Origin of the sequence: Bradyrhizobium sp. WYCCWR 13022, assembly GCF_030435535.1 — a bacterium.
Taxonomy (GTDB): Bacteria; Pseudomonadota; Alphaproteobacteria; order Rhizobiales; family Xanthobacteraceae; genus Bradyrhizobium.
This window is the reverse complement of the sequence record NZ_JAUIZJ010000019.1, coordinates 44149-57642: the sequence shown is the minus strand read 5'-3', so window position 1 is coordinate 57642 and position 13494 is coordinate 44149. Positions and strand designations below refer to the sequence as shown.

The following is a 13494-nucleotide window of genomic DNA, read 5'->3' as shown; positions in this document are numbered from 1 at the left end:
GTCCTTATCACTCCGCCGCCTTGCTTGCAGGTGGCTCGGGCGTCCAGGCGACACAGCGATTGCGGCCTTCGTCCTTGGCCTGATAGAGCGCCTGATCGGCCGCACCCATCAGCGCGTCGATGCCGGACATGCCGACTGTGGCCTCGGCAATGCCGATGCTCACGGTAACGCCGAATTGCACCTGATGCGCGTTCAGCCGGGTCGCCATCGCACGCTTGCGGATTCGCTCGGCGACGAGCTTGGCGCGTGAGAGGCTGGTCTCGGGCAGCAGAACCGCGAACTCCTCGCCGCCAATGCGACCGACGAGATCGGACTTGCGCTTGCCCTCGTTGCATGCGGCTGCAACGGCCTTGATCGCTTCGTCGCCGACCGCGTGGCCGTAGCGATCATTGACCGACTTGAAATGATCGATGTCGAGCATCAGGACCGAGACCGAGCGGTAGTAGCGCTGGAAGCGGCTCCATTCCGCATCGAGTGCCCCCAGGAAATGCCGACGGTTGAACAGGCCCGTGAGTGGATCGGTGGTCGCCAGCCGCTCCAGCATGGTGGCCTTGTTGTTGAGATCGGTGATGTCGACATAGGTCAACATGCGGCCGCCGTTCGACATCGTGGTGCAATGGGCCCTGATCCGCCGCCCGTCGGGCGTCTGAAGGTCGCGCACGTGATCGCCGGCCATGACCTCGGCGACGCGCTTGGTCGGAAATTTTGCCAGCTCGTTCGCCGGAAGGTCCGGTGCACTGGCGCGGTGCGCGCGGCTCACCAGCCAAGCATAGGCCGGGCGGGCGGCGGCCTCCTCTTCGCTCACCTCCCAGAACCGCCGCATCCGCAGATTCATGAAGCTTGCGTTCAGGCTGGAATCGAGCAGGAGAACGCCGTCCTGAACATTCTCCAGGGCGTCCCGCAGGAGCTTCAGCTCGTCCGAGGCACGCACGATATCGGTGACCGGGGTATAGGTCAGCATGCGCCCGCCGTCGGGCAATGGCGTGCACTGTACGCGCACGACATCGCCATTGGTTCGACGTACATCGACCGGTGTCGGATCGCCCGCCTCAATGACGCGGACACGCTCCCTGACATGGGCATCGAGGGCAGGATCCGGCACCTCATAGGCTCCGATGTCACGTCCGTGATGCAGCAGTGTGAGAATGGATGGATTGCTGTCGGCAACCTCGTCGGGCAGGTGCCACATCTGGCGAAACGAGCGGTTGATGAGGCGGGCCCTGAGGTGGGTGTCGAGCAGCACGATCCCGGTCGGCACATGATCGAGCGCGGCGCGTAGCGCCAACATCTGGCCGCGCATCAGCGCGTCGGACGAACGGTCGCGCTCCTCGCCCGTCGGGTGCTCGCCGCCGGGCTGTTCGAAGGCGACCCCGACTTGGCGGTCGGACCGCCAAACCACCCGACAGGCCAGGGTCTCGCGCCCCGCGAGTCTGAGCTGGAAGCGCTCGGGCACGCCGAGGCCGCTTTCCATCTCCAGTGTCGCGGCCTCTTCGGACAGCCGACGCACGACACAGTCGATCGACGATTGGCCGAAATTGAAGAAGATCTTCCCAGCAAGGAACGTCCGTTCCGTGACCAAGCGGGACATTCGCAGTCTCCGACGCTGAACTTCATGCGAAAAGCCGCCTGAGTGTCGCGCAAGGTTACTTGCGGTAATCTAACACTCTCGATGTTTTCGAATGAGGATTAACGACCGGTTGACGCGGAACCTACAAAATTCCCAGGTTCGCTGTTAGTTGCGCACCGCGTAGAGGGGTGTGCGCAGGGTCACCTGGTAGGACGGCTTCGGCATCCACGCGATTTGCGCGGTGATCCCGAACAGGCGATTGTCATTGTCATCCATGCGATCGAGGTCGAGCCGCAGGATTGGCTGCGTGAAGGGCTCCGCGAGCGTCCGGCCGGCGAGTTGCGCGCCGCCGAATGACTGCACGCCGAGGCGGCCTGTGAACTTCCAGTCGTTCGGCCACTGGTAGTAGCCGCCGGCATAGAGGATCGTGTTCGGCTTGATCCGGGCGACGAGGCTCGCGATGTCGGTGTGGGTGTATTGCATGCCGGCGAGCCAGCCCCGAGTCTCGTCCTCGTCCAGCGCGTAATCGAATTCGAGCACATTGTTGAACGAATTCGTCATGCCCTGTTCGTTCGGCACCGACTGCGTCAGCGTCGATTGCAACGTGATGGTCGGGATCTTGCCGCCGTTCTGCTGGTGGAGATCGGCCTGCACGCCGATGTTCCAGCTGGTGATATCGAAGGACGACCAGCCGCCGCCGATGTTCGTCGACGAGCCGGAGACACCGCCATACAGCGACACGCGGTCGCTGACATCCACGGTCAGCGGCAGGTCGACCGCGATCGATTTTGCGGCCGGCAAGCCGTTCGGCAGGGTCACGCCACGTTGTGCCGCGAGCGCCTCGAACGCGGCTGAGAGGGAGCTGTTGCCGAAGCCAAGCCCGAGCGTGCCCGCAGGGATCGTGGCATAGGTCGTGCGGAGATCGAGATAGATGTTGGGAACGGCCGGTTTTGCCGGCGAGTCCTCCTCGTCGGCAGCACGGGCGGCGCCGGCCGGGATCGTCGCACAAAGCAATCCCGTCGCGACAACGCGCAGGGCTGAGCGGGTCGATCGGCTGCAATGAGACACGTGACAATCCGACGCGCGACGATTTGATGACGGAGCCGTTGTTAGTTGGAACGTGATCGTTTGCCTGGTCAAGCGTTATCCGCAAACGATGGACGATATCGAAGTGCCCGGTTACCGCGCCGTGCTCGTCCTGACTCCTCTTACGCCTGAGTGCAGGTCTGACAATTGAAGGACAACAGCCATGAACACGTCACGCCGCTTCCTGCTCGCTGGCCTGGCGGGCCCTGCCGCGGCTCCGGCGGCCGTCGCCGCCGCGCATTGGCCTGACTATGTCGAGGCGGCCAGGGCCGTGCTCGACGCGCGCGCGTGACTACTTCTCCACCGCGCGCCTGACCTGCTCGCCGATCTGTGACAGCACGAGCTGTGCCTGCGGCAGGATCGCGCCCATGGCGTGGAAATTATGAACCATGCCGTCGTGGCAGACATGCTCGACGGCGACGCCGGCGGCGAGCAGCTTGCGCGCATAGGCATTGCCCTCGTCGCGCATCGGATCGAATTCGGCGGTGTGGATGATCGCGGTCGGCAGATCCGTGAGCCGCGTCGCGCGCAGCGGCGAGATGCGCGGATCGGCGGCATCCAGTCCCTCGGGCAGATAGTCGGCCAGATCGGCCTCGATCGTGACGCGGTCGATCAGATGCCCTTCCGCGAACGCCTCCCGCGAGGGTGAGGTCTCCTCGAAATCCAGCACCGGGCAGATCAGGCATTGCGCGACGATAGAGAGGCCGGCGCTCTGCGCTGCCTCCTGGCACACGATCGCAGCCAGCGTGGCTCCGGCGGAATCGCCGCCGATCACCAGCCGCTCGGCGTCGATGCCGAGCGTTTCAGCTTCTCGCGCGACCCATTCGGTGGCCGCGATCGCGTCGTCGACGGCGGCGGGATATTTGTGCTCGGGCGCGAGCCGATAGTCGACCGAGACGAGGCGGCAGCCGGTCGCATGTGCCAGCGCGGCCGCAATGCGGTCATGCGTTGCGACGCTGCCGGCCACGAGCCCGCCGCCATGAAAGAACACGAAACCCGGCGCGCGTTCGCCTGACGACGCGGGAGAATAGAGCCGATAGGGCAGCTCTCCGCCGGGGCCCGGCAGCGTTCCGTCGGACGCGGCCACCTCGGGCGCCTCGGCTCGCGCGAACTGCATCAGCTTCGCCAGCGATTGCCGCCGTGCCTCGACGCTCGGCCGGCTCGGCGCCCGTGGCGCAGCCGCAGCCATCATGGTCAACAAGCGCTTTGCGAGCGGATCGAGCGGCATGGGAAAACTCCGTGACGTGCCCGGCATTATAGCCGGTTCGGACGCGATGGTGTCTTAACCTCCTGGACGGGAGAGGTGGTGCTTCCCCACAGCAAATCGTTTAGAAATTGGGACAATAGTACCCGGATATTTTCGAGGGGAGGCCTGATATGGCCGAGATCAAGAAGCCGATCGAATATTCGCCGAGTTGGACCTTCTTCGATGGTAAATGGCACGAGGGTAACGTGCCGATCATGGGACCGCGTACGCATGCCGCCTGGCTCGGCTCGGTGGTATTCGACGGTGCGCGCGCGTTCGAAGGCGTCGCCCCCGATCTCGATCGCCACGTCGCCCGCGCCAACCAGTCAGCGATCAATTTTGGCCTGAAGCCGGTGGTCGATGCCGCCACCTGGATGACGCTCGCGAGCGAAGGCATCGCGCGCTTTGCGCCGAATGCCGAGCTCTATGTCCGGCCGATGTATTGGGCGCAGAACGGCTCGGGCGGCGGCGTGCTGTTCGATCCCGAAACCACCGATTGGTGCCTTTGCATCTACGAGGCACCGATGCCGAAACCGACAGGCAATGCGATCACGCTGTCGCCGTTCCGCAGGCCCACGGCGGAATGCGCGCCGGTCGACGCGAAGGCCGCCTGCCTCTATCCGAACAATTCGCGCGCGCTGGCGGAAGCGGCCTCGCGCGGCTTCCAGAACGCGCTGATGCTCGACATGCTCGGCAACGTCGCGGAGTTCGGCAATTCCAATGTGTTCATGGCGAAAGACGGCGTGGTCTTCACGCCGGTGCCGAACGGCACCTTCCTCAATGGCATCACGCGCCAGCGCGTGATCAGCCTGCTCCGCGGCGACGGCATCACCGTGGTCGAGAAGACGCTGCGCTATGCGGATTTCCTCGCCGCCGACGAGATCTTCTCCACCGGCAATTTTGCGAAAGTCGCACCGGTGATTCGCATCGACCAGCGCGAGCTGAAGCCGGGCCCGCTCTACACCAGGGCGCGCAAGCTATATTGGGACTTTGCTCATGCGTTGAAGCTGGCGGCCTGACGCGAGCTAGCTGCGCCGCCGAAACCGACTGAACTGAAAGGCCTGCGTCGAATGCCACGGCGTGTGATGGGTCTCGCTGCGGGTCTCGACCAGCGAGAACTCCGGGCCAAGCTCCGCGGAAAGGCTGGCGCTGTCGTGCCGCTGCACCGGCAGGCCGCTGCATTTCTCCGGACCGTCAGGCGCAAACGTCGCGATGATCACTTGGCCGCCCGGCGCAAGCGCCGAGCGCAGGCGCTCGACGTAGGCGGCCCGGTCGCGCGGATCGGTCAGGAAGTGAAACGCTGCGCGATCGTGCCAGACATCCCAGGTCTTTGCCGGCCGCCACGTGGTCGCATCGGCAACGATCCAGTCGACCATTGAGGCGGCCGTACCGAGGCGCTTCTTTGCCGCATCGAGCGCGTTGGCGGAGAGGTCCAGCACTGCGACGTCGCGATATCCGTCGTGCAGCAAGGCATCGACCAGCCGCGACGCGCCGCCGCCGATGTCGATGATGCCAGCGTCATGATCCGGACTGGCTGCACGAATCATCTCGAGCGAGATCGCCGGGCTATCCTGAAACCAGCTGACCTCGGCCTCGCCCTTGGTGGCGTAGACGTTCTGCCAGTGCGTGGTTCGGTCGGACATGGCGGCTCCGGCCCTTTGCCGGGATGGTGGCGCGACAGTGGCGACGCCGCAATCAATTGTCAGTTCGCGCGCCCGCATGTGCGGACGCGCAGGTACGAAGGCGAGGCCTACTCGTCCTTCTTCGACATCCGCTCGAGGCGTTCCTGCATGTCCTTCATCTGCTGGCGCAGGTCGTCGATGTTGCTGTCCGTCGCCGCCGGGGCGTTGGCATCGGGCTCCGGCTCCGGGGTTGCCGGGCGCCCCGCGGAGGGGGCGAAGGGCTTGAACATCGAGAAGGTCTGCTGGAACAGCTCCATGTTGCGGCGGACCTGTTCTTCCAGCGGCGCAAAGGGGGTGCCGGACAGCGTGTTGGCGATCTGCTTGCGGAACTTCTCCTGCTCCTGGGTCAGCGTCGCGATCGACTGCTCCAGATATTTCGGCACCACCATCTGCATGCTGTCACCATAGAAGCGGATCAACTGGCGCAGGAAGGTGGTCGGCAAGAGGTTCTGGCCGGCCTTGTTCTCCTGCTCGAAGATGATCTGGGCGAGCACGGAGCGGGTGATGTCGTCGCCGGTCTTGGCGTCATAGACCAGGAAATCTTCGCCGTCCTTGACCATGGCGGCGAGGTCTTCCAGCGTCACATAGGTGCTCGTTCCGGTGTTATAGAGCCGGCGGTTCGCGTATTTCTTGATGGTGGTGGGTTGGTCTGATTTCGCCATGGGCTCTCACTTGAAAGACGCTGAGAACGGGAACCCAGCGGCCAATGCCGCAGGGCGGGAAGAGTACGCAACGCAACAAAATAAGCATTTTCAAAGGGCTCACGCTACCGTTTTGTGCGGCACGGTTAATCGCACAGCAAAAACCTGCTTGCGAAAGCGCCAAGAACGCTATTTTGAATGCGCTGCGGCATTGACATGGTTCAATGACGTTAACAGGATGCCGGACGAGACTGACGGGTCATTTTCCAACGCCCGGCTGCCCCTTTTCTTCAGAACCTCAAGCCTCAGGAGATGCCCATGTCAGACGATGTCGTCATCGTCAGCGCCGCCCGCACCCCGGTCGGAAGCTTCAACGGAGCCTTCGCGACCCTTCCCGCACACGATCTCGGCGCCGTCGCCATCAAGGCTGCGTTGGAGCGCGGTGGCATCGAGCCCGGCCGGGTCTCGGAAGTCATCATGGGCCAGATCCTCACCGCCGCCCAGGGCCAGAACCCCGCCCGCCAGGCCTCGATCGGCGCCGGTATTCCGGTGGAGAGCCCGGCCTGGGGTGTCAACCAGCTTTGCGGCTCGGGCCTGCGGACCGTCGCGCTCGGCTACCAGGCGCTGCTCAACGGCGATTCCGAGATCGTGGTCGCCGGCGGCCAGGAGTCCATGAGCATGGCTCCGCACGCCCAGTACCTGCGCGGCGGCGTCAAGATGGGCGCCCTCGAATTCGTCGACACCATGATCAAGGACGGCTTGTGGGATGCCTTCAACGGCTACCACATGGGCAACACTGCCGAGAACGTCGCGCGGCAGTGGCAGATCACCCGCGCCCAGCAGGACGAGTTCGCCGTTGCCTCGCAGCAGAAGGCTGAAGCTGCGCAGAAGGCCGGCAAGTTCAACGATGAGATCGTGCCGGTCACCATCAAGACCCGCAAGGGCGACGTCGTCGTGAGCGCCGACGAATATCCGCGTCACGGCGCCACCCTCGATGCGATGGCGAAACTTCGCCCCGCCTTCGAGAAGGATGGCACGGTCACTGCAGGCTCGGCCTCCGGCATCAATGACGGCGCCGCTGCCGTGGTGCTGATGACCGCCAAGCAGGCCGCCAAGGAAGGCAAGAAGCCGCTCGCGCGCATCGTGTCCTGGGCGCAGGCCGGCGTCGATCCGAAGATCATGGGCTCGGGCCCGATCCCGGCTTCGCGCGCCGCGCTGAAGAAGGCCGGCTGGAGCGTCGGCGATCTCGACCTGATCGAGGCCAACGAGGCTTTTGCGGCGCAGGCCTGTGCCGTCAACAAGGACCTCGGCTGGGATACGTCCAAGGTCAACGTCAATGGCGGCGCGATCGCGATCGGCCACCCGGTCGGCGCATCAGGCGCGCGCGTACTGGTGACGCTGCTGCACGAAATGCAGAAGCGCGATTCGAAGAAGGGCCTTGCCACGCTGTGTATCGGCGGTGGCATGGGTATCGCGATGTGTCTCGCGCGCGACTGAAGCTGACACCACACTGACGCGTAACTTGCGCGTGCGCTGCACACATGAGTGGGTGCGTTGCACGCGACTAAAAAGGCGGCGGTTGCAAATCAAATATTCTTCGCAACCGCGCAAGCCTCGACTAAATACAAACGCCCGGCTCAACGCCGGGCGTTTTGTTCTTGATGTCCGTCAAAGCAGCCGCATAATCCACCACTAAAAAACGATCACGTCAGAAACGTCCGAAGAGTCCAAGGGAAGGAATACGATATGGCACGTGTTGCATTGGTCACGGGTGGTACGCGGGGCATCGGTGCTGCGATCAGCAAGGGTTTGAAGGCGGCCGGCTACAGGGTTGCGGCGAGCTATGCCGGCAACGACGCGGCGGCGGAGAAGTTCAAGGCCGAGACCGGTATTGCCGTCTACAAATGGGACGTCAGCAGCTTCGATGCCTGCGCCGAGGGCGTGAAGAAGGTCGAGGCCGATCTCGGACCGGTGGAGGTGCTCGTCAACAATGCCGGCATCACGCGCGACACCGCCTTCCACAAGATGACGCTCGAGCAGTGGAACGCCGTCATCAACACGAATCTCGGTTCGCTGTTCAACATGACGCGCCAGGTGATCGAGGGCATGCGTGCCCGCAAGTTCGGCCGTATCATCTCGATCTCGTCGATCAACGGCCAGAAGGGCCAGTTCGGCCAGGTCAACTATTCCGCGGCGAAGGCCGGCGATATCGGTTTCACCAAGGCGCTCGCGCTCGAGAACGCCAAGGGCGGCATCACAGTGAATGCGATCTGCCCCGGCTACATCAACACCGAAATGGTCCAGGCGGTGCCGAAGGACGTCCTGGAGAAAAACGTGATCCCGCAGATCCCGGTCAACCGGCTCGGCGAGCCAGAGGAGATCGCGCGCGCGGTCGTGTTCCTGGCGGCCGACGAAGCCGGCTTCATCACGGGATCGACGCTGTCCATCAACGGTGGCCAGTATCAGGCCTGACAGGAATCAAGCTTGTAGCGTTGGGCATGACAAGGCGATAGTGAAGACGCAAATGCCCGGCCTCGTGCCGGGCATAAGCGTCCTCAGAGCCTTGTGATTCATGACCCCGCGCACCGCCACCCTGATCGGGCTGACCGCGATCCTGATGTGGTCGCTGCTGTCGGTGATGACGGTGGCCACCGGCAAGATCCCGGCCTTTCAGCTTGCCGCCATGACGTTTGCGATCGGCGGTCTCGTTGGGCTGCTGACCTGGATTGGCCGCGGCGACGCCGCGAAGAGCCTGCGTCAGCCGCTGGTCGTCTGGGTCGTCGGCGTCGGTGGCCTGTTCGGCTATCATGCGCTGTATTTCCTCGCGCTGCGTTTCGCGCCGCCGGCCGAAGCCGGACTTCTCAACTACATGTGGCCGCTGCTGATCGTGCTGTTCTCGTCCTTCCTTCCGGGCGAGCGCTTGGCCGTGCATCACATCATCGGTGCCGTGCTCGGCCTCGTCGGCACCGTGCTGCTGTTTGCCGGCAATACGTCGGGCTTCGCGCCGGGCGCCGTGCCGGGATTGATCGCAGCGTTCATCGCCGCCTTTGTCTGGGCCGCCTATTCGGTCTTGTCGCGGCGATTGAAGGCTGTCCCGACCGACGCAGTCGCAGGCTTCTGCCTCGCCACATCGGCGCTCGCCGCGCTGATGCATGCTGGACTGGAGACCACGGTTTGGCCCGAGACCATGTTGCAATGGCTTGCGGTGGTCGGGCTCGGCATCGGTCCCGTCGGCGCGGCCTTCTACGCCTGGGATATCGGCATGAAGCGCGGTGATATTCGCGTTCTCGGCGCCGCGTCTTACGCGACGCCGCTGCTGTCGACCGGCTTCCTCATCGCCGCCGGCTTCGCCAAAGCCAGCGCCAACATTGCTGTCGCCGCGATCCTGATCGCCGGTGGCGGCCTGATCGCAGCCAAGGACATGGTGCTGCGGAAGCGCTGAAGCGCATCAACGCGCCGGCTGCCAGCCCGGAGGCCGGTACATCGCCTCCGGGATCTGTCCAAGCTCGGAGCGCTGCAAGCGTTGCGGCGTCAGGGCATAAAACTCCTGAAAGCTCATGATCAGCGGCCGCCATTTGTCAGGATCGATACGGTTGCTTGAGCCATCCATCATGATGTCGGGATGCGCGTGCACGCGGGTAATGCGGACCTCGATCGCAGTGAGATTGCCGCCCCAGGCTGCATCGTCCTGCGCCATCTCGCGCACATGAGCGACCTTCGCTTCCATCTGCACCGGGCACTCGGCCACGCGCGGCGCCCGGATCGTTTCGCTCGCCAATGCCGTCAGGCTGCTGAGCTCGAACTTGTCCTTCTCGTGCCGATAGCCGCGATAGAGTTTTCCAGGCGGTACAGGGTTGGAGCCCGTGGTGCGCGCGAGGCGGTCGACGGCGCCGACGAGATTGGCCGAGGGCAGATTGAGCGCGCATTCGCCGGTGCGAATCATGTTCTCGGTGGTCTTCGAATTGCGCGCGAGCCCCAACATGCAGCGCCATCCAACCCACCACGCCGAGGACATCGGTGCGAGATTGTGAGAGTCGTCGTCATTGGTCGATCCGATCAGGACGACCGGCGTTCCGAAATACAGAATGGCCGGGTCGATCTGGACGGCAGCGGGACCGAGTGTTCCGTGCATCATGCGCTCCTTTTGATTGGAAGCGCTGTCGTAGTGGGGGAAGCCGATCGAACCCACCCGATTTCAGATTGAGATCAAGGCTCCCAGCCCTTCGGCGCGAGCTCGAACTTTGCAAACTCGAAAGCGGGGGCCACGGTGCAGCCGACCAGCGTCCACTCGCCTGACGTCTCCGCCATCTGCCATGCATCCGCCGGTACGATCGCCTGCGGCCGCTCGCCGCCGACAAGATCGGTGCCGAGGCGCACCTCGTGCTGCGAGCATCCCTCATGGGCGATGCGCAGCGTCAGCGGGCTGCCGGCGTAATAATGCCAGGTCTCGACCGCATCGATGCGATGCCAGTGCGAGCGCTCGCCGCGCGCGAGCAGGAAATAGATGAGGGTCGAGCGTGAGCGGCCGTTGGCGTCGGTGGTCTGGTCGCGAAAGGTTTCGCGATAGTGCCCGCCCTCGGGGTGCGGGCGGAGTTCGAGGCGCGCGATGATCTCGGCTGCGGTCGGCATCGATCCCCGTCAGGATTTAATCTTCAGGACTTGTTCTTGCGCTCGCGCAGCTCGCCGAACACCGCGGCGGCCTCCGCGCCCTTCATGTGTAGCCTGGCTGCGACCGACGGTTCATCAGCGCGGAGGAACACGTTTGCTCGCTTCTCATCACCAAGCAGTGAGGGAATCGTCGGCTTGTTGTCCGCTCGCAGCTTCGCAACCTCGGCCGCGCGCGCCTGCAGCGCCGCATTGTCGGGCTCCACCGTGAGAGCGAATTTGACGTTGGACGCCGTGTACTCGTGGCCGCAATAGAGCTTGAAGTCGTCGGGCAGTGCCCGCAGCTTCAACAGCGAGTCCCACATCATCGGATAGTTGCCCTCGAACACGCGGCCGCAGCCGATCGAGAACAGCGTATCGGCGGCGAACAGCGTCTTCTCGGTGTCGAACACGTAGGAGATGTGGTCGAGCGTATGGCCGGGCGTTTCCAGCACGCGCCCCAGCAGCGAGCCGACCTTGACCACGTCCCCATTGGCGACGCGCAAATCGACATCGGCAATCTTCGTCGTCTTGTCGTGCGGCGCGACGACGCGGCAATCGTATTTCCGCTTGAGCTCGGCGACGCCGCCGACATGATCGCCATGATGATGGGTGATCAGGATGTCGGTGAGCTGCCAGCCCTCCCGCTCCAGCGCCTTGATGATGGGACCGGCCTCGGGGGCGTCGATCGACGCCGTTGCCTTGGTTTCCACATCGTGGATCAGATAACCGAAATTGTCGTTTAAACAGGTGAAAGTACGAATTTCGGCGGCCATGACATCTCCATCGCGCTCAGCCCCGCCAGACAAATATGGCGTTAACGTTGCGCAGGCAATGCAATATTCAGCGCGCGGCGAGCGCCCTGTGCATGTTACATTGCCGTCATGACCATCGACGTCGTCGACCTTCGCGAGTTCTATTCCCGCCGCCTCGGTATCGTGGCGCGGCAGATGATCAATCGCGGCATCAGGCAGCGCTGGCCGGGCGCCGAGGGCCAGCGCGTGCTTGGCGTAGGCTATCCGACGCCCTATCTCGGGCTGTTTCGCGAAGACGCCGAGCGCTGCATCGCCTTCATGCCGGCGGCCCAGGGCGTGTTGAAATGGCCCACGGGGCGGCCCGCGCTGGCCACGCTGGTCGACGAGTTCTCACTGCCGCTCCCCGACGCTGCGGTGGACCGTATCCTGCTGGTTCATGCGCTCGAGATGTCGGATGATCCCGCCGCGCTGCTGCGGGAGGTCTGGCGGGTGCTCTCGCCGTCCGGGCGCGTCATCGCTGTGATCCCGAACCGGCGCGGGGTGTGGACACGCAGCGACAATACGCCGTTCGGCCACGGCCGACCCTATTCGCGCTCGCAGATCACGGACCTGTTGCGCCAGACCTGGTTCACGCCGACCGGCTGGGGCGAGGCATTGTTCATGCCGCCTTATGCGGGCCGCTGGGTGCTCAAATCGGCGCAGATGTGGGAGCGAGCGGGCGCTGCGCTCTCGCTGCCGTTCGCAGGCGTCCACATCGTCGAAGCGACCAAGCAGGTCTATCGTGCGATCCCCGCCAAGCGCGAACGGGCGCGGCTGATCCCTTCGCTGAAGCCGGTGCTGGTGCCGTCCTCGACGACTGTAACGCGGACCTGAAAACAAATCGTCCCGGCGAAGCCGGGACGAAGCAGTCCATGAGATCGGGGATGGGTGCGGCTTACTCGCCGGGGGCGAGATCGTCGCTGGTCGCGGCCGGAGCGGCCTCGCGCTCGGGGCGCGGACCGCCATGCGGCCGGCGGCGCCGTCGCGGATAGCGCTCGCCACCGCCGCCACCATTGCCACCTTCGAAGCCGCCGGGCGCACCGTTCGTCTGCGGCTGTGCGCCGGTGATGAAGGACGGCAGGCGATCGACGCTGCCGGCGTCGGCGACGACGGGCTGCGGCTGGTTCTGCGGTTGCGGCTGCTGATGATACTGCGGCTGCGGACGATGGTCGCGTTCGCGGTGCTCGCGCGGCTGCTGCTGGTCGCGCTGATAGGGCTGCTGGCTATCGCGATTGTCGCGCTGCTGATAGTCGCGCTGGTGATCGCGCTGGCCGTCGCGGTCGCGCATGAAGGGCTGCTGCTGCTGGGGTGGCTGCGGAACGAAGCCGGGCTCCTGGCCGAACGCCGAGAAATTCTCGCCGTCGTCATCGCTATCGTCGCTGCTGGTGCTGATGGGCTCGTCGCCGCGCGGCTGCTGGCTCTGGCGGAACTGTTCCTGCGCCGCTGCGATCAGGCGGAAATAGTGCTCGGCATGCTGGTAGTAGTTTTCGGCGGCGACCGGGTCGCCCGAGGAGCGCGCATCACGCGCAAGCTGGAGATATTTTTCGGCGATGTGGGAGGCGGTGCCGCGGATCTTGATGTCGGGGCCGTTCGATTCGTAGACCCGGGTCATCGGGTTCTGGCCACGCCGGTTGTTGTTATTGTTGTTGTTATTGCGGTTGCGCATCCGCTGCTTGTTCTGACCGTTTCTCATGTCCTGCCTTTAATTCCAGCCCTAAAGGTTGCACGCATTACTGATTGCTAGGAGTGACCTGGTGACAGCGGTTCACAAGCCTCGCGCGCACCGCGCGCTGGAGCGGATTGAACCCTGCCAATGTTCGTCGACCGTCGCGTT

General features: G+C 64.3%; 15 protein-coding genes. 6 read left to right on the top strand and 9 right to left on the bottom strand.

All coding sequences use genetic code 11. From position 1 onward, the window contains the following. Positions 1 to 7: 7 nt before the first annotated feature. A complete protein-coding gene (locus QY049_RS25665; protein ID WP_258764674.1) occupies positions 8 to 1588 on the bottom strand; it encodes a diguanylate cyclase in 1581 nt (526 codons plus the stop codon). Positions 1589 to 1732: 144 nt separating this feature from the next. After that, the gene (locus QY049_RS25660; RefSeq protein ID WP_309493998.1) at positions 1733 to 2602 is read right to left on the bottom strand and encodes a hypothetical protein; all 870 of its coding nucleotides are present in this window, start codon (positions 2600 to 2602) and stop codon (positions 1733 to 1735) included. Positions 2603 to 2816: 214 nt separating this feature from the next. Here QY049_RS25660 and QY049_RS25655 point away from each other — a divergent pair, with 214 nt between their 5' ends. Next, positions 2817 to 2945 (top strand): hypothetical protein, encoded by a 129-nt coding sequence (locus tag QY049_RS25655; RefSeq protein ID WP_256442498.1) that lies wholly within the window; start codon positions 2817 to 2819, stop codon positions 2943 to 2945. Here the strand turns inward: QY049_RS25655 and QY049_RS25650 are convergent, their stop codons facing one another. After that, on the bottom strand, positions 2946 to 3881 hold the full coding sequence (locus tag QY049_RS25650) for an alpha/beta hydrolase (protein WP_194479081.1): 936 nt from the start codon (positions 3879 to 3881) through the stop codon (positions 2946 to 2948). It lies immediately after the preceding gene. A gap of 149 nt (positions 3882 to 4030) precedes the next feature. On the opposite strand from QY049_RS25650, the gene QY049_RS25645 reads away from it, so the two are divergent. After that, entirely contained in the window at positions 4031 to 4918 is an 888-nt protein-coding gene (locus QY049_RS25645) for a branched-chain amino acid aminotransferase (RefSeq protein WP_258764676.1), read from the top strand. A 6-nt stretch (positions 4919 to 4924) separates the two neighbouring features. Here the strand turns inward: QY049_RS25645 and QY049_RS25640 are convergent, their stop codons facing one another. Together QY049_RS25640 and phaR are read right to left on the bottom strand one after the other, a co-directional pair. After that, the gene (locus QY049_RS25640; RefSeq protein WP_258764678.1) at positions 4925 to 5542 is read right to left on the bottom strand and encodes a trans-aconitate 2-methyltransferase; all 618 of its coding nucleotides are present in this window, start codon (positions 5540 to 5542) and stop codon (positions 4925 to 4927) included. Between the two features lie 107 nt (positions 5543 to 5649). After that, positions 5650 to 6243, bottom strand: a complete 594-nt coding sequence (gene phaR / locus QY049_RS25635) for a polyhydroxyalkanoate synthesis repressor PhaR (RefSeq protein WP_194479084.1) — start codon at positions 6241 to 6243, stop codon at positions 5650 to 5652. Positions 6244 to 6540: 297 nt separating this feature from the next. Here phaR and QY049_RS25630 point away from each other — a divergent pair, with 297 nt between their 5' ends. The 3 genes from QY049_RS25630 to QY049_RS25620 all read left to right on the top strand — a co-directional run bounded on the left by QY049_RS25630 (position 6541) and on the right by QY049_RS25620 (position 9664). Next, the gene (locus QY049_RS25630; RefSeq protein ID WP_194479085.1) at positions 6541 to 7719 is read left to right on the top strand and encodes an acetyl-CoA C-acetyltransferase; all 1179 of its coding nucleotides are present in this window, start codon (positions 6541 to 6543) and stop codon (positions 7717 to 7719) included. 249 nt (positions 7720 to 7968) lie between these two features. Next, positions 7969 to 8694, top strand: a complete 726-nt coding sequence (gene phbB / locus QY049_RS25625) for an acetoacetyl-CoA reductase (protein WP_258764680.1) — start codon at positions 7969 to 7971, stop codon at positions 8692 to 8694. A gap of 100 nt (positions 8695 to 8794) precedes the next feature. After that, positions 8795 to 9664, top strand: a complete 870-nt coding sequence (locus QY049_RS25620) for a DMT family transporter (RefSeq protein ID WP_258764681.1) — start codon at positions 8795 to 8797, stop codon at positions 9662 to 9664. A gap of 6 nt (positions 9665 to 9670) precedes the next feature. On the opposite strand, the gene QY049_RS25615 is transcribed toward QY049_RS25620, so the two are convergent. The 3 genes from QY049_RS25615 to gloB all read right to left on the bottom strand — a co-directional run bounded on the left by QY049_RS25615 (position 9671) and on the right by gloB (position 11642). Continuing rightward, positions 9671 to 10354, bottom strand: a complete 684-nt coding sequence (locus QY049_RS25615) for a flavin reductase family protein (protein WP_258764682.1) — start codon at positions 10352 to 10354, stop codon at positions 9671 to 9673. 74 nt (positions 10355 to 10428) lie between these two features. Then, a complete protein-coding gene (locus QY049_RS25610; RefSeq protein ID WP_194479089.1) occupies positions 10429 to 10851 on the bottom strand; it encodes a cupin domain-containing protein in 423 nt (140 codons plus the stop codon). A 23-nt stretch (positions 10852 to 10874) separates the two neighbouring features. Beyond that, positions 10875 to 11642: a hydroxyacylglutathione hydrolase gene (gene gloB, locus QY049_RS25605; protein WP_194479090.1), complete on the bottom strand. Its 768-nt coding sequence runs from the start codon at positions 11640 to 11642 to the stop codon at positions 10875 to 10877. Positions 11643 to 11750: 108 nt separating this feature from the next. On the opposite strand from gloB, the gene QY049_RS25600 reads away from it, so the two are divergent. Continuing rightward, positions 11751 to 12494, top strand: a complete 744-nt coding sequence (locus QY049_RS25600; protein WP_194479091.1) for a methyltransferase domain-containing protein — start codon at positions 11751 to 11753, stop codon at positions 12492 to 12494. A gap of 61 nt (positions 12495 to 12555) precedes the next feature. Here the strand turns inward: QY049_RS25600 and QY049_RS25595 are convergent, their stop codons facing one another. Next, positions 12556 to 13353 carry a DUF4167 domain-containing protein gene (locus QY049_RS25595; protein WP_194479092.1) on the bottom strand — a complete coding sequence of 266 codons (798 nt, stop codon included), beginning with the start codon at positions 13351 to 13353 and terminating at the stop codon, positions 12556 to 12558. Positions 13354 to 13494 lie beyond the last annotated feature (141 nt).

Excerpts from the sequence above, each read along its gene's own strand:
- QY049_RS25665 (WP_258764674.1), bottom strand. The coding sequence starts at position 1,588 with ATGTCCCGCTTGGTCACGGAACGGACGTTCCTTGCTGGGAAGATCTTC.
- QY049_RS25655 (WP_256442498.1), top strand. The coding sequence starts at position 2,817 with ATGAACACGTCACGCCGCTTCCTGCTCGCTGGCCTGGCGGGCCCTGCC.
- QY049_RS25650 (WP_194479081.1), bottom strand. The coding sequence starts at position 3,881 with ATGCCGCTCGATCCGCTCGCAAAGCGCTTGTTGACCATGATGGCTGCG.
- QY049_RS25645 (WP_258764676.1), top strand. The coding sequence starts at position 4,031 with ATGGCCGAGATCAAGAAGCCGATCGAATATTCGCCGAGTTGGACCTTC.
- QY049_RS25640 (WP_258764678.1), bottom strand. The coding sequence starts at position 5,542 with ATGTCCGACCGAACCACGCACTGGCAGAACGTCTACGCCACCAAGGGC.
- phaR (WP_194479084.1), bottom strand. The coding sequence starts at position 6,243 with ATGGCGAAATCAGACCAACCCACCACCATCAAGAAATACGCGAACCGC.
- QY049_RS25630 (WP_194479085.1), top strand. The coding sequence starts at position 6,541 with ATGTCAGACGATGTCGTCATCGTCAGCGCCGCCCGCACCCCGGTCGGA.
- phbB (WP_258764680.1), top strand. The coding sequence starts at position 7,969 with ATGGCACGTGTTGCATTGGTCACGGGTGGTACGCGGGGCATCGGTGCT.
- QY049_RS25620 (WP_258764681.1), top strand. The coding sequence starts at position 8,795 with ATGACCCCGCGCACCGCCACCCTGATCGGGCTGACCGCGATCCTGATG.
- QY049_RS25615 (WP_258764682.1), bottom strand. The coding sequence starts at position 10,354 with ATGCACGGAACACTCGGTCCCGCTGCCGTCCAGATCGACCCGGCCATT.
- QY049_RS25610 (WP_194479089.1), bottom strand. The coding sequence starts at position 10,851 with ATGCCGACCGCAGCCGAGATCATCGCGCGCCTCGAACTCCGCCCGCAC.
- gloB (WP_194479090.1), bottom strand. The coding sequence starts at position 11,642 with ATGGCCGCCGAAATTCGTACTTTCACCTGTTTAAACGACAATTTCGGT.
- QY049_RS25600 (WP_194479091.1), top strand. The coding sequence starts at position 11,751 with ATGACCATCGACGTCGTCGACCTTCGCGAGTTCTATTCCCGCCGCCTC.
- QY049_RS25595 (WP_194479092.1), bottom strand. The coding sequence starts at position 13,353 with ATGAGAAACGGTCAGAACAAGCAGCGGATGCGCAACCGCAATAACAAC.